At 28.7% G+C, this 21,231-nt stretch carries 16 protein-coding genes; all 16 read left to right on the top strand.

From position 1 onward, the window contains the following. Window positions 1–34: 34 nt before the first annotated feature. The 16 genes from ACI48P_RS02925 to ACI48P_RS02850 all read left to right on the top strand — a co-directional run bounded on the left by ACI48P_RS02925 (window position 35) and on the right by ACI48P_RS02850 (window position 21,228). Window positions 35–589, top strand: coding sequence for a YesL family protein (locus tag ACI48P_RS02925; protein ID WP_475213291.1), 555 nt, complete (start codon window positions 35–37; stop codon window positions 587–589). A gap of 21 nt (window positions 590–610) precedes the next feature. Continuing rightward, window positions 611–2,347: a sensor histidine kinase gene (locus ACI48P_RS02920; protein WP_475213289.1), complete on the top strand. Its 1,737-nt coding sequence runs from the start codon at window positions 611–613 to the stop codon at window positions 2,345–2,347. Between the two features lies 1 nt (window position 2,348). Then, on the top strand, window positions 2,349–3,842 hold the full coding sequence (locus ACI48P_RS02915) for a response regulator transcription factor (RefSeq protein ID WP_475213288.1): 1,494 nt from the start codon (window positions 2,349–2,351) through the stop codon (window positions 3,840–3,842). A gap of 176 nt (window positions 3,843–4,018) precedes the next feature. Beyond that, entirely contained in the window at window positions 4,019–4,948 is a 930-nt protein-coding gene (locus ACI48P_RS02910) for an ABC transporter permease (protein ID WP_475213286.1), read from the top strand. Between the two features lie 21 nt (window positions 4,949–4,969). Further along, window positions 4,970–5,926, top strand: a complete 957-nt coding sequence (locus ACI48P_RS02905; protein ID WP_475213284.1) for a carbohydrate ABC transporter permease — start codon at window positions 4,970–4,972, stop codon at window positions 5,924–5,926. A 78-nt stretch (window positions 5,927–6,004) separates the two neighbouring features. Then, window positions 6,005–7,468: an ABC transporter substrate-binding protein gene (locus ACI48P_RS02900; protein WP_475213282.1), complete on the top strand. Its 1,464-nt coding sequence runs from the start codon at window positions 6,005–6,007 to the stop codon at window positions 7,466–7,468. A gap of 101 nt (window positions 7,469–7,569) precedes the next feature. Beyond that, complete coding sequence (locus tag ACI48P_RS02895) at window positions 7,570–8,844, top strand: glycoside hydrolase family 125 protein (RefSeq protein WP_475213280.1); 1,275 nt, start codon at window positions 7,570–7,572, stop codon at window positions 8,842–8,844. Between the two features lie 85 nt (window positions 8,845–8,929). Next, window positions 8,930–10,309, top strand: coding sequence for a glycoside hydrolase family 1 protein (locus ACI48P_RS02890; protein WP_475213278.1), 1,380 nt, complete (start codon window positions 8,930–8,932; stop codon window positions 10,307–10,309). An 81-nt stretch (window positions 10,310–10,390) separates the two neighbouring features. Then, complete coding sequence (locus ACI48P_RS02885; RefSeq protein WP_475213276.1) at window positions 10,391–11,284, top strand: ROK family protein; 894 nt, start codon at window positions 10,391–10,393, stop codon at window positions 11,282–11,284. A gap of 3 nt (window positions 11,285–11,287) precedes the next feature. Then, complete coding sequence (locus tag ACI48P_RS02880) at window positions 11,288–14,323, top strand: endo-beta-N-acetylglucosaminidase (protein ID WP_475213274.1); 3,036 nt, start codon at window positions 11,288–11,290, stop codon at window positions 14,321–14,323. A 100-nt stretch (window positions 14,324–14,423) separates the two neighbouring features. Then, a complete protein-coding gene (locus ACI48P_RS02875; protein ID WP_475213273.1) occupies window positions 14,424–16,730 on the top strand; it encodes a glycoside hydrolase family 31 protein in 2,307 nt (768 codons plus the stop codon). A 389-nt stretch (window positions 16,731–17,119) separates the two neighbouring features. Beyond that, window positions 17,120–17,893, top strand: coding sequence for a GNAT family N-acetyltransferase (locus ACI48P_RS02870; RefSeq protein ID WP_475213271.1), 774 nt, complete (start codon window positions 17,120–17,122; stop codon window positions 17,891–17,893). Window positions 17,894–17,973: 80 nt separating this feature from the next. Next, window positions 17,974–18,903 carry an ROK family protein gene (locus tag ACI48P_RS02865; protein WP_475213270.1) on the top strand — a complete coding sequence of 310 codons (930 nt, stop codon included), beginning with the start codon at window positions 17,974–17,976 and terminating at the stop codon, window positions 18,901–18,903. 197 nt (window positions 18,904–19,100) lie between these two features. Then, a complete protein-coding gene (locus ACI48P_RS02860; protein WP_475213269.1) occupies window positions 19,101–19,667 on the top strand; it encodes a hypothetical protein in 567 nt (188 codons plus the stop codon). A gap of 135 nt (window positions 19,668–19,802) precedes the next feature. Continuing rightward, window positions 19,803–20,330 carry a sigma-70 family RNA polymerase sigma factor gene (locus ACI48P_RS02855; protein ID WP_475213267.1) on the top strand — a complete coding sequence of 176 codons (528 nt, stop codon included), beginning with the start codon at window positions 19,803–19,805 and terminating at the stop codon, window positions 20,328–20,330. Beyond that, on the top strand, window positions 20,323–21,228 hold the full coding sequence (locus tag ACI48P_RS02850; RefSeq protein ID WP_475213265.1) for a DUF6241 domain-containing protein: 906 nt from the start codon (window positions 20,323–20,325) through the stop codon (window positions 21,226–21,228). Before ACI48P_RS02855 ends, ACI48P_RS02850 begins: the two co-directional genes overlap by 8 nt. The last annotated feature ends 3 nt before the right edge of the window (window positions 21,229–21,231 follow it).

Genomic DNA, 21,231 nt, shown 5'->3' with positions numbered 1-21,231 from the left:
AAATTTTTGCGAATGGATATGGAGATTTATGGCGTTGAATTTTTTATGGGTAATTTTTATGTTACTTGGAGGTGTTGTTTTAGGGGTTATGCCATCTACAATAGCAACATTTTATATTCTTAGAAAGTGGGTACAAGGTGAGTTTGATATAAACCTATTTAAAACTTTTAAAGATATATATAAGAAAGAGTTTATTAATAGTAACAAGTGTGGATTTGTGTTTTTTGCTATATTTGCTTTCTTAGCTTTTGACTTAAATATACTTTATAAAATGCAACCTTTGTATTCTACTATCTTATATATAATTGTTATGGCAGTTTTATTCTTTGTAAGTATATCTTTTGTTTACTTTTTCCCAACATATGTACATTTTACTCAAACAAATAAAGAGTATATAAAGAATTCATTTGCACTAGCGTTAGCAAGTCCAATGCAAACAATACTTTTATTTATTGGATTTGGAATATTAGCTTACATAGTTAGAGCGAATCCTGGTTTGTTAATGTTCTTTGGTATGGTAGTACCAGGTTACTGGGTTATGCATGTATTATTTAAAAGATTTAATCAACTTCATAAAGCGTTAAGATAAACTATAGGGGGAACTTAAAACTTGAAAAAGTTATATGAAAAGTATATAAGAAATAGAATGTTTAACAAAATGCTACTTATATACACAGTAATAACTATTACATCGATTTTTTTATTAAGTTATGTATTTATCAACTACTATATAGACAATGAATTGCAAAATGAACTAAAAATTCACTCTGAAGTAATATTAAATATTGAGAAAAGGTTTGAAGAGCAAAATAGCTTAACGAACTCAATAGCCAATGGTATAAATACTCAGCCAGGTATAGTAGAAGAAATTAGTATGCTTGTAGGGGCAACATATGAAGAATATTTGAATTATAAGCTTGATAATTTTTATATATCAAGTAGAAAAAATGTAGATTTAAAATACGTGATAGATACCATATTATCTAATAGAAAAGATGCATTAGCAGTTGTTATAAATGATAAAAATCAACAGTTTAAGCGTGAAATTGTATTAAATTATGATAAATGGTATGACATAAGAAAATCAACTACGGAAGATATGTATGTAAGAAAAATTAGTAAACCTATAAAAAATATGGATACTATGTATACCGTAGGATATATAGATGTATATTATGATCTTAGTAAATTTGATAAAATAGTTGAAACATCAAATCTAAGAGGAGATTTAATTATACTAAATGAAAATGACAATATTATTTTTAATTCAAATGTATTAATGCAAAGTGAAAATATTGATAAGATAATTGATGAAGAAATAAATAATAAAGAAAATGATATTAGTTTTATGGATAGTATAAAAGTTGACAGTCCAATAATTGATGTTAAAGAGGATTCAAAAAATGGATTTAAATTTGTAAGTATTATAGAAAAGAGTGACTTAGATACTAACAATTTAGTAACAAAAGTTGTATGGATATCAACAATATGCATTATCACTATATTAGTAATTACTTATATAGTAATAAACAATTATTCTAATAAATTAAAAAATATGATGCAAGGGATTAACAGAATAAAAAATGGAGATTTAAAAGTAAGATTTGACATAAAGGATGAAGGTGACGAGTTAGATATGATTGCCTTAAGTATAAATGACATGAGTGAAAGCTTAGAGTTTTATATAAATAATCATTATATTGCACATGTAAGACAAAAAGAAGCTGAAATAAGTGCACTTCAAGCTCAAATAAAACCTCATTTTTTATTTAATACATTAGAAGTAATAAGAATGTATGCATTGACAAGTAAAAATACTGAAGTTGCCCAGATGATATTTAATTTAGCAAATATGTTTAGGTATTCTACTTATGATAATGGTAGTATGGTTACTTTAAATGATGAGATAAAACATTCTAAAATGTACTTAGACCTTTGTTGTTCTAGATATAGGGGAATGATGGAATATAATATTCATTGTGATGAAGAGGTACTAGAATATAGAGTTCCTAAATTTTTACTACAACCTATTCTTGAAAATAGCATAAACCATGGAATTGATAAGTCTTCTGATAACAATTTAATAACTATTGAAATAGTACAATTAGAAGAAAAATTAGAAATAATTATTAAAGATAATGGTAATGGAATGGATGAAGAAACTCTAAATAAAACAAGAACTGGTCTAGAAAAGAATTTACAAAAAAATAATTCAATAGGACTTATGAATACAAATAGTAGATTAAAGCTTAAGTTTGGAAACAACTATGGAATAACCTTAGACAGCGAAATTAACAAAGGAACTACTGTGAAAATCAGTATACCAATTATAAAAGGCGAGGTATAAAATGTATAAAGTATACTTATTAGATGATGAGCCAATCATATTAGAGGGTCTTAAATATATAATACCATGGGAAGATTATGGTTTTGAGATAGTGGGGAGCGCTAGAAATGGTGAAGATGGTTATAATGAGATAATAAATACAGATATTGATTTAATAGTAAGTGACATTATGATGCCAAAGATGACAGGCTTAGAACTTATAGAAAATCTAAAAAAACAAAATTATAAATCTAAATTCATAGTAATGAGTGCATTTCAAGAATTTGAATATGCAAGAAAAGCAATAGAGATAGGTGCTGAAAATTACTTACTTAAACCTATTGATACAGATGAATTAACAAAAAATATAAAAAAAGTTTATGAAATTATTAAAAAAGAAGAAAAACAGAAAGAAGACAATAAGGTTATAAAAAACAATTATTTATTGGAGATATTCAAAGATGATAACATGGAGAATATTGAAAATAAGTTAATGCAAATAGACATAGATATAGATCTTAAACAAGATAGTTTTTGCACTGTAGTAATAGAAACTAAAGGTAAACATAAAAATATAGAAGATATTTTAAGAGAAAAATCCAAGGAATATAAATTCTTATTCTGCATGGAATCAAGTCAAAAAGCAGTTTTATTATTAAATGCAAAAGAGTATGAGGAAGTTATAGAAAAGCTTACTGATATAAAAAATAATATAAGTAGCGCTGATGAAAGTAACAGTGTATATGTAAGTATAGGTAAAAAGATTAGCAATATATCAAGTATACATAAAAGTTATAAGAGTGCTATGGAAGTTAGTGAATTTAAAATTGTATATCCTAATATATCTTGGATAAAAGAATATAAAGATGATTACCAAAATAATAAAGACTTACATGCTGAGATTGAGCAATTAAGAAATATTTTAATGGATAAAAACTTCTCTGATACTTTAACTACTATAAAGAAAATGTTTGCGAAAATAAAAGAAGAAGATTTGACACCTAAACAAATAAAGATAAAGTCTATAGAGATATTTTTAAATGTTTATAATTATTTTAATGAGTCAAAAATTATTAAAGGTTTAAATGAATACCTTGAAAACGTAATAAATAAAGAGACTGTTGATGAAATAGAAGCCGAAGTTATAAATATGATAATGTTTATGCAGTCTAAATTAGAAAACACTGAGGAAAGTATAAGTCCAATTATAATAAAATTATTAAAGCATATAGAAAAGAATTATCAGAATGATTTAAACTTAAAGGAAATAAGTGAAAAACTAAATATTAATGCAATTTATTTAGGTCAATTATTCCAAAGAGAAACTGGTATTTTATTTTCTGATTATATAAATAACTTTAGAGTAAATAAAGCGAAGGATTTACTAATAGATACAAGCTTAAAGGCTAGTGAAATAGGAGACTTAGTAGGATACTCTAATAAAAATTATTTTTATAGAAAATTTAAGGATTTAGTAGGAATAACACCTAGTGAATGGAGAAAAATTAACTTGTAATAAGCATAAAAAAGATGTATTTAATTACATCTTTTTTTTTCGTATGTATTGACCTATATATCTTATAAAAAACTACAAATATTTAATAAGATTAGTGTAGCGAACCTAATAATAGTAAACTTTAGAAAACGCTTACAAGGTGGTAAAATAAATATATAGAGAGGGGCGATACATCAATGAAAAAATTTGCAAAAAATCTATGGAAAAACAAATCATGGTTGCTAATGGTTTTGCCGGGAACTTTATGGCTATTAGTATTTTCATATCTTCCAATGTTTGGGATCGTATTAGCATTCAAAGACTTTAAAATAAGTCAAGGCGGATTTATACAAAGCTTAATAAATAGTGAATGGGTAGGATTAGATAATTTTCAGTTTTTATTTTCAAGTGGAGATGCAATGCGTATAACAAGAAATACAGTTGTATATAACTTGATATTTATAGTATTAGGCTTAATATTTGCTGTATTTGTAGCAATAGCATTAAGTGAAATAGCAAATAAAAAACTTGGAAAATTATATCAAACAGGTATGTTATTCCCACACTTCTTATCTTGGGTTATAGTAAGTTACTTTGTATTCAGTTTCTTAAGTATGGATAAAGGTCTTCTTAACTCAGTATTAGGTAGCTTTGGTGTAGATCCAGTCGCTTGGTATAGTGAACCAAAATATTGGCCATTCATTCTAGTATTTATGAATGTATGGAAAGGTGTAGGTTACGGAAGTATAGTTTACCTAGCAGCAATAGTTGGTATAGATAGAACATATTATGAAGCTGCAAGAATAGATGGGGCTAGCAAGTGGCAACAAATAAAGAATATAACAATACCATTAATAATACCATTAATGATTATATTAACTATAATGGCAATCGGTGGAATATTTAGATCAGACTTTGGATTATTCTACCAAGTACCAAGAAACTCAGCAGTACTTTATCCTGTAACAGATGTTATAGATACATATATCTACAAGGGTCTTATGACAATGGGTAATATTGGTATGAGTACAGCGGCAGGTTTATATCAATCAATTGTAGGATTTGTACTAATAATGTTTACTAACTTTATTGTTAAGAAAGTAGATCCTGAATACGGTTTATTCTAAAAGAAAGGGGTTAGGCAGTATTTGCCGAAAAATATGAGTTCAACTACAGTAAAACAAGAAAAAAAGCCTGGTCTTTTCTCAAAGAAAAAGAAAGCCTATAATGAAGGGTTTACAGGTGTTACAAATATAATTGCAAACATAATACTAGCAATATTTGCTATAGCATGTATTTTCCCATTTATATTTGTAATAATTATTTCATTAACATCAGAACAATCATTATTACAAAATGGATACTCTTTATTCCCAGAAGAATGGAGTTTCGATGCATATAAATACTTATTACAATCAGGTAGTGCCTTAGCACAATCTTATATGGTAACTATAATGATAACAATACTTGGTACTATAATAAATGTAACTATGGTATCTACATATGCATATGCAATATCTAGACCAAACTTTGCTTATCGTAAGCAATTTACATTCTTAGCATTCTTTACTATGTTATTTGGTGGAGGGATGGTTCCTTCATACATAGTGATGACGCAAGTTTTAGGCCTTAAAAATACAATATGGGCGTTGATATTACCATTAGCCTTTAACGTATTTAACATAATAGTAATGAGAACATTCTTCCAAAAATCTGTTCCAGAATCAATAATAGAATCTGCAAGAATAGATGGAGCGAGTGAGCTTAAAATATTCGTAAAGATGGTTATACCTCTAGCTTTACCTGGTATAGCAACAATAGCATTATTCTCAACATTAGCATATTGGAATGACTGGTTCAATGCAATGTTATACATCGATTATCAACATCTAGTACCACTTCAACACATGCTTATGAAAATAGAAAAGAATATGGAATTCATAAGACAAAATGCAATGTTAAGTGGAGAAGTTATGAGTGCATTACCACAAGAATCTGTTAGAATGGCAATGGTTGTTATATCGACATTACCAATAGCATGTACATATCCATTCTTCCAAAAATACTTTATCAGTGGATTAACAGTAGGTGGAGTAAAAGAATAACAAAAAATTAAGTTAATATGGCCTACCATAAAGTGTAGGCTATAAGATAAATAATTACATCAATGGGGGATTTTATTTATGAAATTAAAAAAGTTAGCAAGTTTATTCGTAGTTATGACAATAGCGTCTTCAACTATACTTACAGGATGTTCAAGTTCAAAAGATCAAGATCAAAAAGTTAGTTCAAATGGAGATGCAACAGAATTAGTATGGTACATGATAGGTACTCCTCAACCAGACCAAGCTAAGGTTATGGAAGAAGTTAACAAATATACAGCTGAAAAAATAGGAGTTACATTAGATTTAAGAATGGTAGACTGGGGAGATTATGGGCAAAAGATGCAAGTTATAACATCTTCAGGAGAGCCATATGATATAGCCTTCGCAAGTGATTATGCTTTAAATGCTCAAAAAGGAGCTTATTTAGAAATAAGTGACTTATTAGATAGTAAAGGAAAGGAATTAAAAGAAACTATAGATCCATTATTCTTAGAAGGAGCAACTATAAATGGAAAGTTATACGGAGTTCCTGCAAATAAGGAAGTTGGTCAACAAATGGTTTGGGCTTACAATGCTAAAATGGCAGAAGAAGCTGGCGTAGATATGACTAATGTTAAATCATTAGAAGACTTAGAGCCACAATTAGAAAAAATAAAAGCTAAGTTCCCTGACTTAAAAATGCCAATGGCAGCAGGAGCAAACTTTGTGCCTTACATGCCTTATGACTTCTTATTAGGTGAAAACTTACCATTCGGTATAGCTTTAGAAGGTGACACTACTAAGATAGTAAATATATATGAAGAAGAAGATGTTAAAAATACTTTAAATACATTAAGAAGATTCTATGAAAAAGGATATATACATTCACAAGCTGCAACAGATACAGATCCACACGAAATGAGTGTTGAAAACTGGTTTGTTAGAAAAGATCAATATGCTCCAGGTGCTGGTGAAATGTGGTCATCAAATGCAGGATATGAAGTTAAGTATACTGAAATGCATGAACCTTTAACAATAAACAACTCAGTAACAGGTTCTGTAATGTCTATATCTGCATCTTCTAAGAATCCTGAAAAAGCAATGGAATTCTTAAACTTATTAAATACTGATGAATACTTAAGAAACTTAGTAGATAGAGGTATAGAAGATGTTCACTATACTACAAATGAAGATGGAACTATAACTAAGACTGAACAAGGTAAAAACTCATGGTCTATGCCATCTTGGGCTTTAGGAAATGTATTCTTAACTAAGAACTATGATACAGATCCAACTGATAGAATAGATCAATATGAAGCATTCAACAATAAAGCTGTTGCATCTCCTACATTAGGATTCTACGCTGATACTTCTAGTATAAGTACAGAAATAGCAACAATATCTAATATAATTCAAGAGTTCAAGGCTCCATTATTCACTGGTTCTGTAGATCCAGAAAAGCAATTAGCTAATTTAAATAAAAAGTTAGATGCAGCTGGAATAGATAAGGTTATGGAAACTTTACAAGGTCAATATGATGCATGGATGGCAGAGCAAAAATAATTAATTAGCCAATAAATTTACAATTAAAGATTGTAAACTTTAAAATAAGGTATTCTACTACTATTAGTAGTGGAGTACCTTCTATATTATGGAGGGAAAGTATGTACAACTCAGTAAATACATTAATAGATAAAGTAAAAGAACAATTAAAAGATGATGTTAAATTAGGAGAAATGTTTGAAAAATGTTTCTTAAATACTATAAATACAACTATAAAAAGAATGGATGATAATACTACATATGTATTAACTGGAGATATACCAGCTATGTGGCTAAGAGACTCTGTATGCCAAGTTAGACCATACTTAGTTTTAGCTAATGAAGATAAAGAAATAGCTGATATGATAGAAGGATTAGTTGAAAGACAATTTAGATATATATTAGTAGATCCATATGCGAATGCTTTTAATGAAGAAGCTAATGGTATGGGGCATCAAAGTGATTTAACAGAAATGAAACCAGAAATCTGGGAGAGAAAGTATGAAATAGACTCGCTATGTTTCCCGATACAATTAAGTTATTTATTATACAAAAACACAGGAAGAACTTCACAATTCAATGAAACGTTTAAGAAAGCTGCAAATACAATAATAGATCTATGGAAAGTAGAACAAAATCATGAAGAAAACTCTCCATACACATTTGAAAGATTAGATTGTAGACAATTAGATACATTAGCTAGAGGTGGAAAAGGACCAGTTCATAAGGAAACAGGAATGACTTGGTGTGGATTTAGACCAAGTGATGACGCGTGTACATACAGTTACTTAGTACCATCTAATATGTTTGCTGTAGTTGTATTAAATTATATAGATGAAATAAGTAGAGAAATACTTAAGGATGAAGAATTATCTAAAAAAGCAGTAGCTTTAAGAAATGAAATAAATGAAGGAATACAAAAACATGCAGTATATAATCATCCAAGATGTGGAGAAATATATGCTTATGAAGTAGATGGTTTAGGTAACTATAACTTAATGGACGATGCAAACTTACCAAGCTTACTTGCTATACCATACTTAGGTTATGCAGACTTAAATGATGAAAAGTATGTAAATACTAGAAACTTTATATTAAGTACTGAAAACTCAGAGTTCCATATTGGTAAATATGCAAGTGGAGTAGGAAGTCCTCACACTCCAGAAGGATATATATGGCATATTTCACTTGCTATGCAAGGATTAACAACAAATGATATAGACAAGAAGAAAGAGCTACTTGAAACAATGAAAAATACTGATGCAGGAACATATTTAATGCATGAAGGATTCCATCCGGATGACCCTAATAAGTTTACTAGAGATTGGTTCTCATGGGCAAATATGATGTTCTGTGAACTAGTATTAGATTACTGTGGCATAAAAGTTAAGAAGTAAATTAAAAGCTCGTATATTTGTATATGAGCTTTAAATATATAAACTTAAATTAAGGATTTATAGTTATATAATATGGAGGATAAACATGAACTACACATTTCCAAAAGACTTCTGGTGGGGAAGTGCATCTTCAGCGACTCAAATGGAAGGTGCTTATAATATAGATGGAAAAAATCAAAATATATGGGATTATTGGTACGAAGTTTCGCCTGAAAAGTTTCACAATAATATAGGACCGCACAATACAAGTAATTTTTACTATAAATATGAAGAAGACATAGCTTTAATGAAGGAACTTGGTCACAATTCATTTAGATTTTCTATTAGCTGGTCAAGACTTATAAACAAAGACCAAAGTGTTAATGAGAAAGCAGTAGAGTTTTATAATAGTGTTATAAATACAATGATAAAAAATAATGTAGAACCTTTTATAAACTTATTCCATTTTGATATGCCAATGTATTTGCAAGAAATTGGGGGATGGGAAAATCGTCAAGTTGTTGCTTCATATCAACATTTTGCTAAAAAATGCTTTGAGCTATTTGGAGATAGAGTTAAAAAATGGTTCACTCATAATGAACCTATAGTACCTGTAGAGTGTGGATATTTAGGAGAATATCACTATCCGGCAGTAGTAGACTTTAAGAGAGCAATACAAGTAGGATATCATATAATGTTGTCTAGTTCATTAGCAATAATGGAATACAAAAAGTTAAACCAAGGTGGAGTAATAGGAATAATAATAAACTTAACTCCTTCATATCCAAGAAGTAATAGCGAAGAAGATTTAAAAGCATCAGAAGTAGCTGACTTAATATTAAATCGCTCATTCTTAGATACTTCTGTATTTGGAGAATTTCCTGGGAAATTGATAGAATTTGTAAAAGAACAAAATCTTTTACCTGAATACTCAAAAGAAGATTTAGCTGTAATAAAAGACAATACTGTTGATTTATTAGGAGTAAATTACTATCAACCTAGAAGAGTAAAAGCAAAGGAAAGTAAAATAGAAGAAGGTTCTCCATTAACTCCAGAATCATTCTTTGATTTTTATGATATGCCAGGAAAGAAAATAAATCCTCACAGAGGATGGGAGATATATGAAAAAGGTATATATGATTTATCTATAAATATTAGAGATAACTACAAAAACATACCTTTCTTTATATCAGAAAATGGTATGGGTGTAGAAGGAGAAGATAAGTTTAAAGTAAATGGAAGAATTGAAGATGATTATCGTATAGAATTTGTAAGTGAGCATTTAAAATGGGCTCATAAAGCTATGGAAGAAGGAGCAAACTTAAAAGGATATCATCTATGGACATTTATGGATAACTGGTCTTGGTTAAACTCATATAAAAATAGATATGGATTTGTAGAAGTGGATATAAATAATGATTATAAAAGAACTCCTAAGAAGAGTGCATATTGGTTTAAAGAATTAATAGAAAATAATGGATTTTAAATAAGATTTATATTATCTAAATATATTTACGATAGCTTAAACAATAAGCTATCGTAAATATTGAAATATGAGGGAGGATATATGCATTATATAGTATTTGATATTGGAGGAACTGCTATAAAATATAGCATAATGACTAAAGAAGGTGAAATGATAGAATCATATTCTGTACACACACCAGAACAAGGACAAGGAAAAACACAAAAAATACTAGTTGATATAATAAATGAATTTAAAGAAAAATACGATTTAAAAGGTGCAGCGATGAGTGTACCCGGTGGAATAGATGACGATGGATATATACATTTTATGGGACAAGTAATAGATCTTCAAGATATGTATCTAAACAAATATATAAAAGAAAACACAGGATTAGACTGTGCATATGATAATGATGTAAACTGTGTTGCTATGGCAGAAAAATACATGGGAAATGCAGTAGATAACAGAAACTTTGTTTGTATAACAATAGGAACTGGAATTGGTGGCGGAGTTTTTATAAATAACCAATTATATAGAGGCTATAGAGGTATGGCAGGGGAGTTTGGAATAAATATACTAGACCATAGATTAAAAGATTTAGACCAAATGAATATGAGAACTTTTAGTAGATTAGGTTCAACATATAACTTAATTGCTAGAGTAAATAAAACGAAAAATATGGAATTAGATGGAATTGGAGTATTTAAATTAGCTGAAGAAGGAGATAAAGAAGTTATAGAATTAATCGAAGAGTTTTACTTCTCATTAGCAGTCGGGATTTATAACATAGTTTATAGCTTTGCCCCGGAAAAGGTTTTACTTGGCGGAGGAGTAAGTGTAAGAGATGATTTAATAAAAAATGTAGAAGACAAATTAAAGCTTTTAAACGAAGATATATTAGATACTGTGGTTATAGACACTTGTAAATTCCAAAATGACTCAGGAAAAATAGGTGCTTTATATAATTTTTTAAATAAAAAAATAGGGGGATAAGAAATGAAACACAGAAGGCTTATATCATCAGCAATAGCAGCAATGTTATTATTCTCGGCAGTATCAAATACTAGTTATGCAATTTTAGATTCAGATTTAGGTGTTCAAGAAATAAATGGTCAGCCATTTTCTTCATATTGGTATCCAAATGAATTATTAAAGTGGGATCCAAAAACTGATAAAGATGCAAAGTATAACGTATCTAATGTAGATCTTAAAGAAAGAACAAATGGAAACAAACAACAAAACTCACAAAATGAAGATGCAAAAGTAATATCTTTAGCAATAGCTAATAAGACAACAAGTTCAACACCATCTCAAGGAAAAAATGTTTTTGAAGGATATAACTTTAGTTACTGGCAATATGTAGATACATTAGTAGCATGGGGAGGCTCAGCAGGTGAAGGTTTAATAGTTCCACCAAGTGCTGATTTAACTGATGCAGCTCATACAAATGGAGTTCCTGTACTTGGAACAGTATTCTTCCCACCAGAAGATTATGGTGGAAAGTTTGATTGGTTGTATGATTTTTTAGTTAAAGACGAAAATGGTAATTTCCCAATGGCGGACAAGTTAGTTGAAGTTGCCGCTCACTATAACTTTGATGGATGGTTTTTAAATCAAGAAACAGGTCATAGAAGTAGCAAATACTTAAATCCTGAGCTTGCTGATTTAATGAAAGAATTTATGGCTTATTTACAAAAAATAAAGCCTGAAGATATGCAAATAATATGGTACGACTCAATGATAGATGATGGTAGAGTTTTCTGGCAAAATAGATTAACAGAATATAATAAAAGCTTTTTAGGAGAAAAAGAACAAAAATTATCTGATGGTATGTTTTTAAACTTCTGGTGGACAGAAGATAAATATTCTGTGGTAGACCCTGATGATGCTGACAATAGATTAATACATGAAGTGACTGGTAATGAACTAAAAGAATCAGGTGAACTTGCAGAATCTATGGGAAGAAGTAAGTATGATTTATACACAGGAGTAGATGTACAGGCTAATGGATATAACACTAATGTAAAGTGGGATTACATTTTCTCAGAAGATGGAGATGCTAACACTTCTTTAGGTCTATATGTACCATCATGGACTTATGATTCTTCTAAAACTGTAGAAGAGTTCTTACAAAAAGAAGAAAGATTCTGGGTAAATGAAAAAGGAGATCCAAGAGAAGAAAGTAAAGAAAATTGGAAGGGAATATCTAATAACATAGTTGAAAAAAGTCCTGTTACAGAGCTTCCTTTCGTAACTAACTTCTCAATGGGTAATGGAGAGTTCTTTAATGTAGATGGAAAACAAGTTTCAGATGATGATTGGAATCACAGAGGTATGATGGATGTTCTTCCTACATATAGATGGGTGGTTGATAATAATAAAAATAACTTAAGTGCAGATATTGACTACTCTGAAAGTTTCTATGGAGGAAATTCAATATCATTAGAAGGTGACGTTAAAAAAGGCGGAAGCACAAAGGTAAAACTATACGCTTCTGACTTAGATATAACTAATCAGGCTGAAGTAAGTTTAAGATATAAAGAAAATAAATTAGATACTTCAAAGCTTAAATTAGAGTTAGTTTTTGAAAAGAATAAAACTCAAATAATAGATTTAGAAACTAATAAAGATTCTGAATGGGTAGAAGCTAAAGCATCATTAAGCAAGTTTAAAAAAGATACAATAAAAGAAATATCTTTAATAGTTGAAGGAAACAAGGCTGAAAGCGACTATAAATTAAACCTTGGAGAATTATCGATAACTGATAATAATAAAGGAAGCAAATTAGCGAAAGTTAATAATTTGAAAGTTGAGGAATTTAAAGTTATAGATAACTTCTATGGTAATGTAAGATTAACTTGGGATAAAGCAGGAAAAGATGTAAGTCACTATGAAATATATATAGAAGATAAAGATGGAAACAGAGAATTAGTTGGGGCAACACCAAGTAATGCGTTTTATGTAAAAGATATAGAAAGAGAGCTTTCAGTTGATACAAAAACAAACTTTATAATAAAACCAGTTAATAAATTAAATGATACTGATTCAAGGTATGAAGCAAAAGTAAGTGTAGAGTGGCCTAAATTAGAAGCTCCAAAAGCTGATTTTGAAGTAAGTGAACCGATTATAGCACCAGGACAATCAATTACATTTACAGATAAGTCATTAGCTGGTGATAAAGTTAAGTGGAACATAAAAGGATTACACAAGGACGAAGAATTAGAAGGAAATGAAGTAAGTGTAAAGTTTGATAAGCCAGGTGTATATTCTGTAACTCAAACAGTATCAAATCCTGCAGGAGAAACTGTTAACTCTAAAGAAGACTTTATAGTAGTTAGTAACCAAGCTAAAGATGGATTATCAAACTTATCATTAAATAAAGAAGCAAAGGCTAATGCTCAAGTAAATGATTCTGAAGGAGCTAAGTATGCTTTTGATGGAAAGCTAAATAGCAAATGGTGTGCTTTTGGGGAAAAAGGAAATTGGATAGAAGTAGATTTAGGTAAAGAAATGACAGTTAAAGAACTTCGTATAAGTCACGCTGAAGCTGGTGGAGAAGCAAGAAGTATGAATACATCTGAATACTCAATAGAAGTTAGTAAAGATGGCGTTGAATGGAAAAAACTTAAGGATGTAAAAGGAAATAAAGATGCTGTATCTAGGGATGATTTAAATTATGAATTATCAAGATACGTAAGAGTTAATATAAATAAATCAGAACAAGGTAGCGGTGGAGCAACAAGAATATATGAAATAGAAGTTTTAGGATTAGATGTTGATAAAGTAATAGTATTAGACAACAAAGAAACTTTATACAACTTTATAGAAACTGTAAATAAAATAGAAGAAGAATATAAAGAATTAGGAATAACTGATGAAACATTTGAAGAAGTACTAAATGAGGTTAAGCAAATTATAGACATTGTTGAAGTTGAAAAAGAAGAGATACTAAAAGCGCAGGAGTATCTAATGATGGCATTTAAAAACATACAAGTAATTAATGGCATAAGTCCATTACTAAATAATAATTAAAGTATAAAAATATAAGCTAAGTTGGTGCACAGACTGCACTGACTTAGCATTTTACATGTATGAAGAATACAATCTTACTTAATAAACTGAGGAGAAAAATATGTTTGGTAAAATACAAGAATATAAAATAAAAGACAACAGTGTAGAAATAAAATTTACGAATACATATGCAAAGATAAATATAATAAATCCGTATATAATTAACTTTTTTGTTCCTATATTTAATAATGAACAAAAATCAAAAGCAATAGAAAATTTAAAAGTCGCTAACTGCAAATTTGAAGTAAATAAAACTATAGATTTTATAGAAATAAAAACTGAGGGTCTAAAAGTAAGAGTATATGATGAATTTAAAATAGATATATATAATAAAGAAGATAAATTAATCTGTGAAGACTATAGAGGAGAAAGAGAACCATTTATAAAAAACTGTGCGGGAAGACTAGATATTGCTATGCAAGAAGGTCATAAGCCTACAGACCACATGGATTATAAGGTATTTATACCTAAAAAATTAGAAGATAATATGTACTTCTACGGATTTGGTGAAAGAAGTGGTCATTTAAATAAAAGAGGATGCCACTATATAAACTGGAATACTGATGATCCAACACCACATGGAGAGACATATGAAAAGTTATATAAATCAATACCATTTTTCATCAATCTAAGAGAAAAAGAAGCTTTTGGAATATTCTTTGATAATACCTTCGAAGCACATTTTGACTTAGGAAAAGAAAACTCTAATTATTATTATTTCGCATCTGTAGATGGTAACATAGATTATTACTTTATATATGGACCAACTACTAAAGAAGTAATAAAAGGATATACATATTTAACAGGAACTACACCTATTCCTCAACTATGGACATTAGGATATCAACAGTGTAGATGGGCATATTGTCCAGAGGAGAATGTTATGGATATAGCAAAGAAGTTTAGAGAGAAGGATATTCCTTGCGATACCATATATTTAGATATAGAGTATATGGATGATTTTAGAGTATTTACTTGGGATAAAAACAAGTTTAAAAATCATCAAAACATGTTAAGTAATCTTAAGGATGATGGATTTAAGGTAGTTACAATTATAGATCCAGGTGTAAAAGTTGATAAAGGCTATAAGATTTATGATGAAGGCTTAGAAAATGGTTATTTTGCAACTGATAAAAATGGTATAGTTTATACTAATTGGGTTTGGCCAGGAAATGCAGTTTTCCCTGACTTTATGAATAGTGATGTTAGAGAATGGTGGGCTAATAATCAAAAAATAATGATGGATAGTGGAGTAGCTGGAATATGGAATGATATGAATGAGCCAGCTAGCTTTAATGGTCCACTTCCAGATGATGTAAAGTTTAATGAAGATGGAAATATTGTTGATCATAAAGAGATACATAATGTATATGGTCATATGATGAATAAGGCAACTTATGAAGGTATAAAAAAAGCTACTAATAAAAGACCTTTTGTAGTTACAAGAGCTGCTTATTCTGGAACTCAAAAGTATGCTACAGTTTGGACCGGTGATAATCAAAGTACATGGGAACATTTAAGAATGAGCGTACCAATGCTTATGAATCTAGGTTTAAGCGGAATGGCATTTTGTGGAACTGATGTAGGTGGATTTGGATATGATTGTACTCCTGAATTATTAAGTCGTTGGGTGCAAGTAGGTACATTTACGCCGTTATTTAGAAACCACACTACTATATATTCTAGGGATCAAGAGCCTTGGGCATTTGATAAGTTGACAGAAGATATTAATAGAAAGTATATAAAGTTAAGATATAAGTTAATTCCTTATATGTATGATATATTTTATAAGGGAGAAAAAGATGGTCTTCCTGTAATGAGACCAATGTTTTTAGATTATGAAAGTGATGAAAAAACTTATGAAATAAATGATCAATTTATGTTTGGGGAAAACATACTGGTTGCTCCAGTTTTAGAGCAAGGTAAAAAGGCTAGAATGGTTTATTTACCAGAAGGCAATAAATGGATAGATTATTGGAGTAAGGAAGTTTTAAGTGGAGGACAATATATTGTTAGAGAAACTCCTCTTGATGTTTGTCCTATTTATGTTAAGGCGGGAAGTATAATTCCTAATTTCAATAACATGAATTATATTAATGAATCAAATATTGATAAATTAGTATTAGATATTTATGGTGGTCAAGATAAGTTTGAATATATACATTATCAAGATGATGGTCAATCTTTTGATTATAAAGAAGGAAAGTACAATCTATACAAATTTAGCATAGAAGAAAAAGATAAAATTTACGTTAACGTTGATTTAATACACAATGGATATGAAAACATATATAGTAACTTTGAAGTAAAAGTAAATTTTGTAGAAGATAAAGAAGTTGTTATTAATGTAAATTGTGAAAATATATAATAAAAGTTTAATTACTAAGAGTTGTTAATTTCATTAGGATTATAAATTAAATCAAAAAACAAGAGAAGCTGTATTTTTTAATACAGCTTTTTTCGTATTAGTAAATTATTATTGCTCATAATGCTTGAATAACTAATGTAATTAAGTGATACCAACTTAATAATTTTAAGTAAAATATAATCGCTGACATAGTCGCTTAAAAAATTTTTGAGGAATATACAAAGTCCTTAATAATATATTTCCTGAAAATCTTATTACATAAGACTTAAAAATAATTTAAAAAGTGTTAAAATAAAAATAAATAATTTAGCATATATTTTTTATAACAAGAAAATTATTTAGTTAAATAATATAGAGATTATCTTTAGTTTCAAATCAGGGGGAAATATATGATAACAAAACTTAATTCCAAACATCATCAAAAGGTTATGGAATATCTAAAAAAAGAGCCAGAGTTCAATCTATTTATAATAGGGGATATAGAGAGATATGGATATGATAATTACTTTTTAAATATTTGGGCTGATGTAAATAAAAAAGGAGAAATACAAGGAGTACTTTTAAAGTATTTTGAATTTCTAATATTTTACGGTGATAAAAAATTTGACATAGAAGGGTTTTACAAATTAATAAACAAAATGAATTATTCTGAGATAAGCGGAAAATCAGAGTGTGTTAGCCAGTTAGCCAAAGTGCTTAGGTTAAATCAAAGTAGACACGTACATTTCTGTAAGCTAGAGAGTCCTAGATTTTTAGTTGATAATAGCGTAGATGCGAAAATTAAGAAAATAAAGTTTGGAAATATAAACAAAATAGTAAAATTATATGACTATATAGATGAGTTTGAAAATACTAGCGCTGATAGTATAAGAAATGGTCTTAAAACAGGTAGAGGTTATTGCATAGAAATTGATAGACAGGTAGTGGCAATGGCTAAAAGTACTTCAGAGAATAAGACTCATGCTATGATTGTAGGGGTAGGTACTCATCCTAATTATAGGAAAAAGGGATTAGCAACTAAGTGTACGATGAAGATTTGTTCTGAATTACTTAGAGAAAATAAAATTCCTTGTTTATTTTATGATAACGAAGAAGCTGGAAAAATATATAAAAGATTAGGGTTTGAAGATATTGGATATTGGAGCATTTATTATAATAAATAAATATATGCTAATGTAAAAATATCTTAAATAAGGTATAATAAAAATAGATATAATCAAAAGAAAAAGCATTAGGAGGATACATGTATAATATTGGAGTTGACATAGGTGGAACTAGTGTTAAGGCTGGTTTAGTTAAGAATGGGGAAATAGTTTTCAAAAATAGCAAAGAAACTGATAAAATAGGTGGATTAGATGCTCTAGCAAATAATATAACAAGCCTAGTAAAAGAAATTATAAATGAATGTAAAATAAGTATAGAAGAAGTAGGAACTATAGGTATAGGTGTTCCTGGAATGGTTAATAAGCATGGAGAAATAATCTGTGTTAATATTGGTATAAAGAATGGTAATTTAAAAGAAAAATTAAGTGAGGTATTTCCAACTTGTAAAATTGATATTTCTAATGATGCAAATGTTGCTGCATTAGCGGAATATAAATTTGGAAGTATGAAAGGTTATAATACAGGTATAATGTTAACTCTTGGAACTGGAGTTGGAAGCGGTATAATAATAAATGGAAAATTAATATCTGGGGCTCATGGTATAGGAGCTGAAGTAGGTCATGTAACAATAGATAAAAACTACTACGATTGTAACTGTGGAAACAATGGATGTTTTGAGACTTTCTGTTCAGCTACAGCAATAATAAAATATGCTCAAAAACTAATAGGGGAAGGCAGAAAAAGTTTAATACTAGAAAAAGCAAAGAACATAGAAAATATTACTGCTAAGGACGTATTCGATTCTTATAAAGAAAATGATAGCGTTTCTATAGACGTTGTAAATAGATTTAAAGAATATTTAGGAATGGGAATAGGAAACATAATAAACTTTATAGATCCAGATGTTATATCAATTGGTGGAGGGGTTTCTAATGCCAGTGAAATAATATTTGATGGACTTCAAGATTTAATAAGAAAGTATGTAGTATTTAGTAATGAAGAAATTGCAGATATTGTAATAGCGGAATTTGGAAATGATGCAGGCATACTTGGTGCATCGGCTTTGTAAAGCCTTAATAAAATAATAAAAATATATATATATACAAAAATCACAGCTAATTTAGTTGTGATTTTTATTTGAATTTAAATAAGGTTATTTTAGATAATATTACACAATATATAAATAAGTTTGTTAATAGAAAATATAAAAATTAAATTTTACTTACGTATATTAAGAATATTGCATATATGAAAAGAGGTAGTTAAATGACTGAATTTGAATTATTTAAAAAAATGATTGTAGGGAATTTTGATAATAATGAACAAATAGAAAAAGAAAAATCTGAAGGTAAAATAGTGCATCCTTTAGCTAAACATATAAATAGAATATGTAATCATAAAATAGATAATTTACCTGATAATTTCAAAGGTATTTTCGTAATAGAGGAAAGTTATTATACACATATAGAAACTAATAAAACTAATATATTACCTCATCTATTTTTGTTTGAAGAAAATGAAGAAGGTAAGGTGAAATTAATTTCATATGAAATTCTAGGAAACATAATAAAAAAAGATTTTACTAATTATAATGAAAACTTAAAAATAGATTATAATGACCTAAAAATATCTAATAAATTTAATCCTATGGTATACGAATATACAGAAGATAGAGGATTTTATGGTAGGAGCTTAAGCAATTTCGGTTCAGACACAACTTTTCTTTTAGATGAAACTTTAAGTGAGGATAAATTCGAGGTAAATGAAATTTTAAAAAAAGGAAATAAAGTAATAGTTGGATTTGAATCACCAATTATATATAAAAGAGTGTAAGAAAAACTCCTTATTTTTATAAGGAGAATTTTTTTTGGTAAATATATTTGAAATTAAAAAAAGTTAAAACCTTTTTAATAAAATTTCAGTCTAACTGGTGTAAGCACAAAAATGAATTACGTGAAAGGGGATAAAATGGAGGAAATAATTTTAGTAAAAAAAGCTATAAAGGGCGATGATGAAGCCTTTGAACAGCTATCCGATAGATATTTTGAAAGATTATACAAGGAAGCATATTTAAAGTGCAAACATGAGGAGGATGCACTAGAAGTAGTACAGGAAACAATATATAAAGCTTACATGAATATTAAATCGCTAAGGGAGCCCAGGTATTTTAAAACGTGGATAAGTAGAATACTTATAAATGTATGTAATGATTATATTAAAAAAGTAGGAATGGTTGACTTGCAACATGAAGAAAGTGCTTATGTAAAAGAAATAGTTGTAGACGACAAGGTAGAAATAAAAATAGATTTATATAATGCAATGGATGAACTAGAGGAGAAGTATAAAGATGCTATTATGTTGAAATACATAGAAGATCTTAAAGTAGAAGAAATATCTAAGGTTCTAGACCGTCCTATTAATACAATTAAAACCCATTTAAGAAAAGGATTAAAAGATATGAAACGTTTATTAAAGGAGGACTACAGACATGAGTAAAAAACTATATGATGAAAATATAGATGAAGTAATTGATAGTGATATTGATGCTATAAGTATAGAAGAAATAGACAAAGAAATAGAAGATTTTTATATAGATAGTGAAAAAATAGATTCTATTAAAATACCAGAAAACAAAAAAGATATTATTAGAGCAGCTATGAACAAAGGTAAAGCTGAAATGAAAGCTAAGAAAAGAAAAAAATATATATTAGGTATGGCATCTAGTATATCAGTAATTTTATGTATTGGTGTATATAGCCCAGCATTAGCTCATAATATACCACCTATGGAAAAAGTTCTTCAAAATATAAATGATACTCTAAAAATAGATGAGCTAGCATCATATACAGGTATAGATAAAGTATTTCCAAGGGCTGTAGTTGATGAAGAAGGGAAAATAAAATTTGAGAAGCCTACAGAATACAAGGTTAACAAAAGTGATGGAGAAATAGATAAATTTAGTGACTTAGGGGAGAAGCAAGAAAATAATGATAAAAATGAAAATAATATAGATGATAACCAAGAGAAAAATCCAGAAAAAAGTACACAAAAGAATTATGAGAATGTAGAAGCACCACTAAGTGAATACTCCGCTGTGCAGCTTGTACATCAAATGTCTAACAGTATAATAAAGGCTGTAGATGATAGAAAGTATGGTGAAATACCAATAACGCCATTTAATATTAATCAAGCTATAGGAGGATTAAAATATATTCAAGATGAAGGTGCAGCAAGCTATCTAAATAATGCCTTACTAAGATGGAAAGAAGGGGATTTTAGCAATGCAGTATTAGTTCATAACTTTGTGTGGGAGATGTTAGATGGAGAAGTAGGAAAGGCGATATCAATTAATAAAGAAAAGGTTGATGCTATTAAGAATAAACACTTTAATTAGGAT

Source organism: Romboutsia sp. LXY-2 (assembly GCF_056171995.1).
Note: the sequence above shows the minus strand (reverse complement) of the source record. Positions and strands in the feature narration are given on the sequence as shown.

What these genes read in the sequence shown, in the direction of transcription:
- ACI48P_RS02915 (WP_475213288.1), top strand. Translation starts at nt 2,349, where the DNA reads ATGTATAAAGTATACTTATTAGATGATGAGCCAATCATATTAGAGGGT.
- ACI48P_RS02910 (WP_475213286.1), top strand. Translation starts at nt 4,019, where the DNA reads ATGAAAAAATTTGCAAAAAATCTATGGAAAAACAAATCATGGTTGCTA.
- ACI48P_RS02900 (WP_475213282.1), top strand. Translation starts at nt 6,005, where the DNA reads ATGAAATTAAAAAAGTTAGCAAGTTTATTCGTAGTTATGACAATAGCG.
- ACI48P_RS02895 (WP_475213280.1), top strand. Translation starts at nt 7,570, where the DNA reads ATGTACAACTCAGTAAATACATTAATAGATAAAGTAAAAGAACAATTA.
- ACI48P_RS02890 (WP_475213278.1), top strand. Translation starts at nt 8,930, where the DNA reads ATGAACTACACATTTCCAAAAGACTTCTGGTGGGGAAGTGCATCTTCA.
- ACI48P_RS02885 (WP_475213276.1), top strand. Translation starts at nt 10,391, where the DNA reads ATGCATTATATAGTATTTGATATTGGAGGAACTGCTATAAAATATAGC.
- ACI48P_RS02880 (WP_475213274.1), top strand. Translation starts at nt 11,288, where the DNA reads ATGAAACACAGAAGGCTTATATCATCAGCAATAGCAGCAATGTTATTA.
- ACI48P_RS02875 (WP_475213273.1), top strand. Translation starts at nt 14,424, where the DNA reads ATGTTTGGTAAAATACAAGAATATAAAATAAAAGACAACAGTGTAGAA.
- ACI48P_RS02870 (WP_475213271.1), top strand. Translation starts at nt 17,120, where the DNA reads ATGATAACAAAACTTAATTCCAAACATCATCAAAAGGTTATGGAATAT.
- ACI48P_RS02865 (WP_475213270.1), top strand. Translation starts at nt 17,974, where the DNA reads ATGTATAATATTGGAGTTGACATAGGTGGAACTAGTGTTAAGGCTGGT.
- ACI48P_RS02860 (WP_475213269.1), top strand. Translation starts at nt 19,101, where the DNA reads ATGACTGAATTTGAATTATTTAAAAAAATGATTGTAGGGAATTTTGAT.
- ACI48P_RS02855 (WP_475213267.1), top strand. Translation starts at nt 19,803, where the DNA reads ATGGAGGAAATAATTTTAGTAAAAAAAGCTATAAAGGGCGATGATGAA.
- ACI48P_RS02850 (WP_475213265.1), top strand. Translation starts at nt 20,323, where the DNA reads ATGAGTAAAAAACTATATGATGAAAATATAGATGAAGTAATTGATAGT.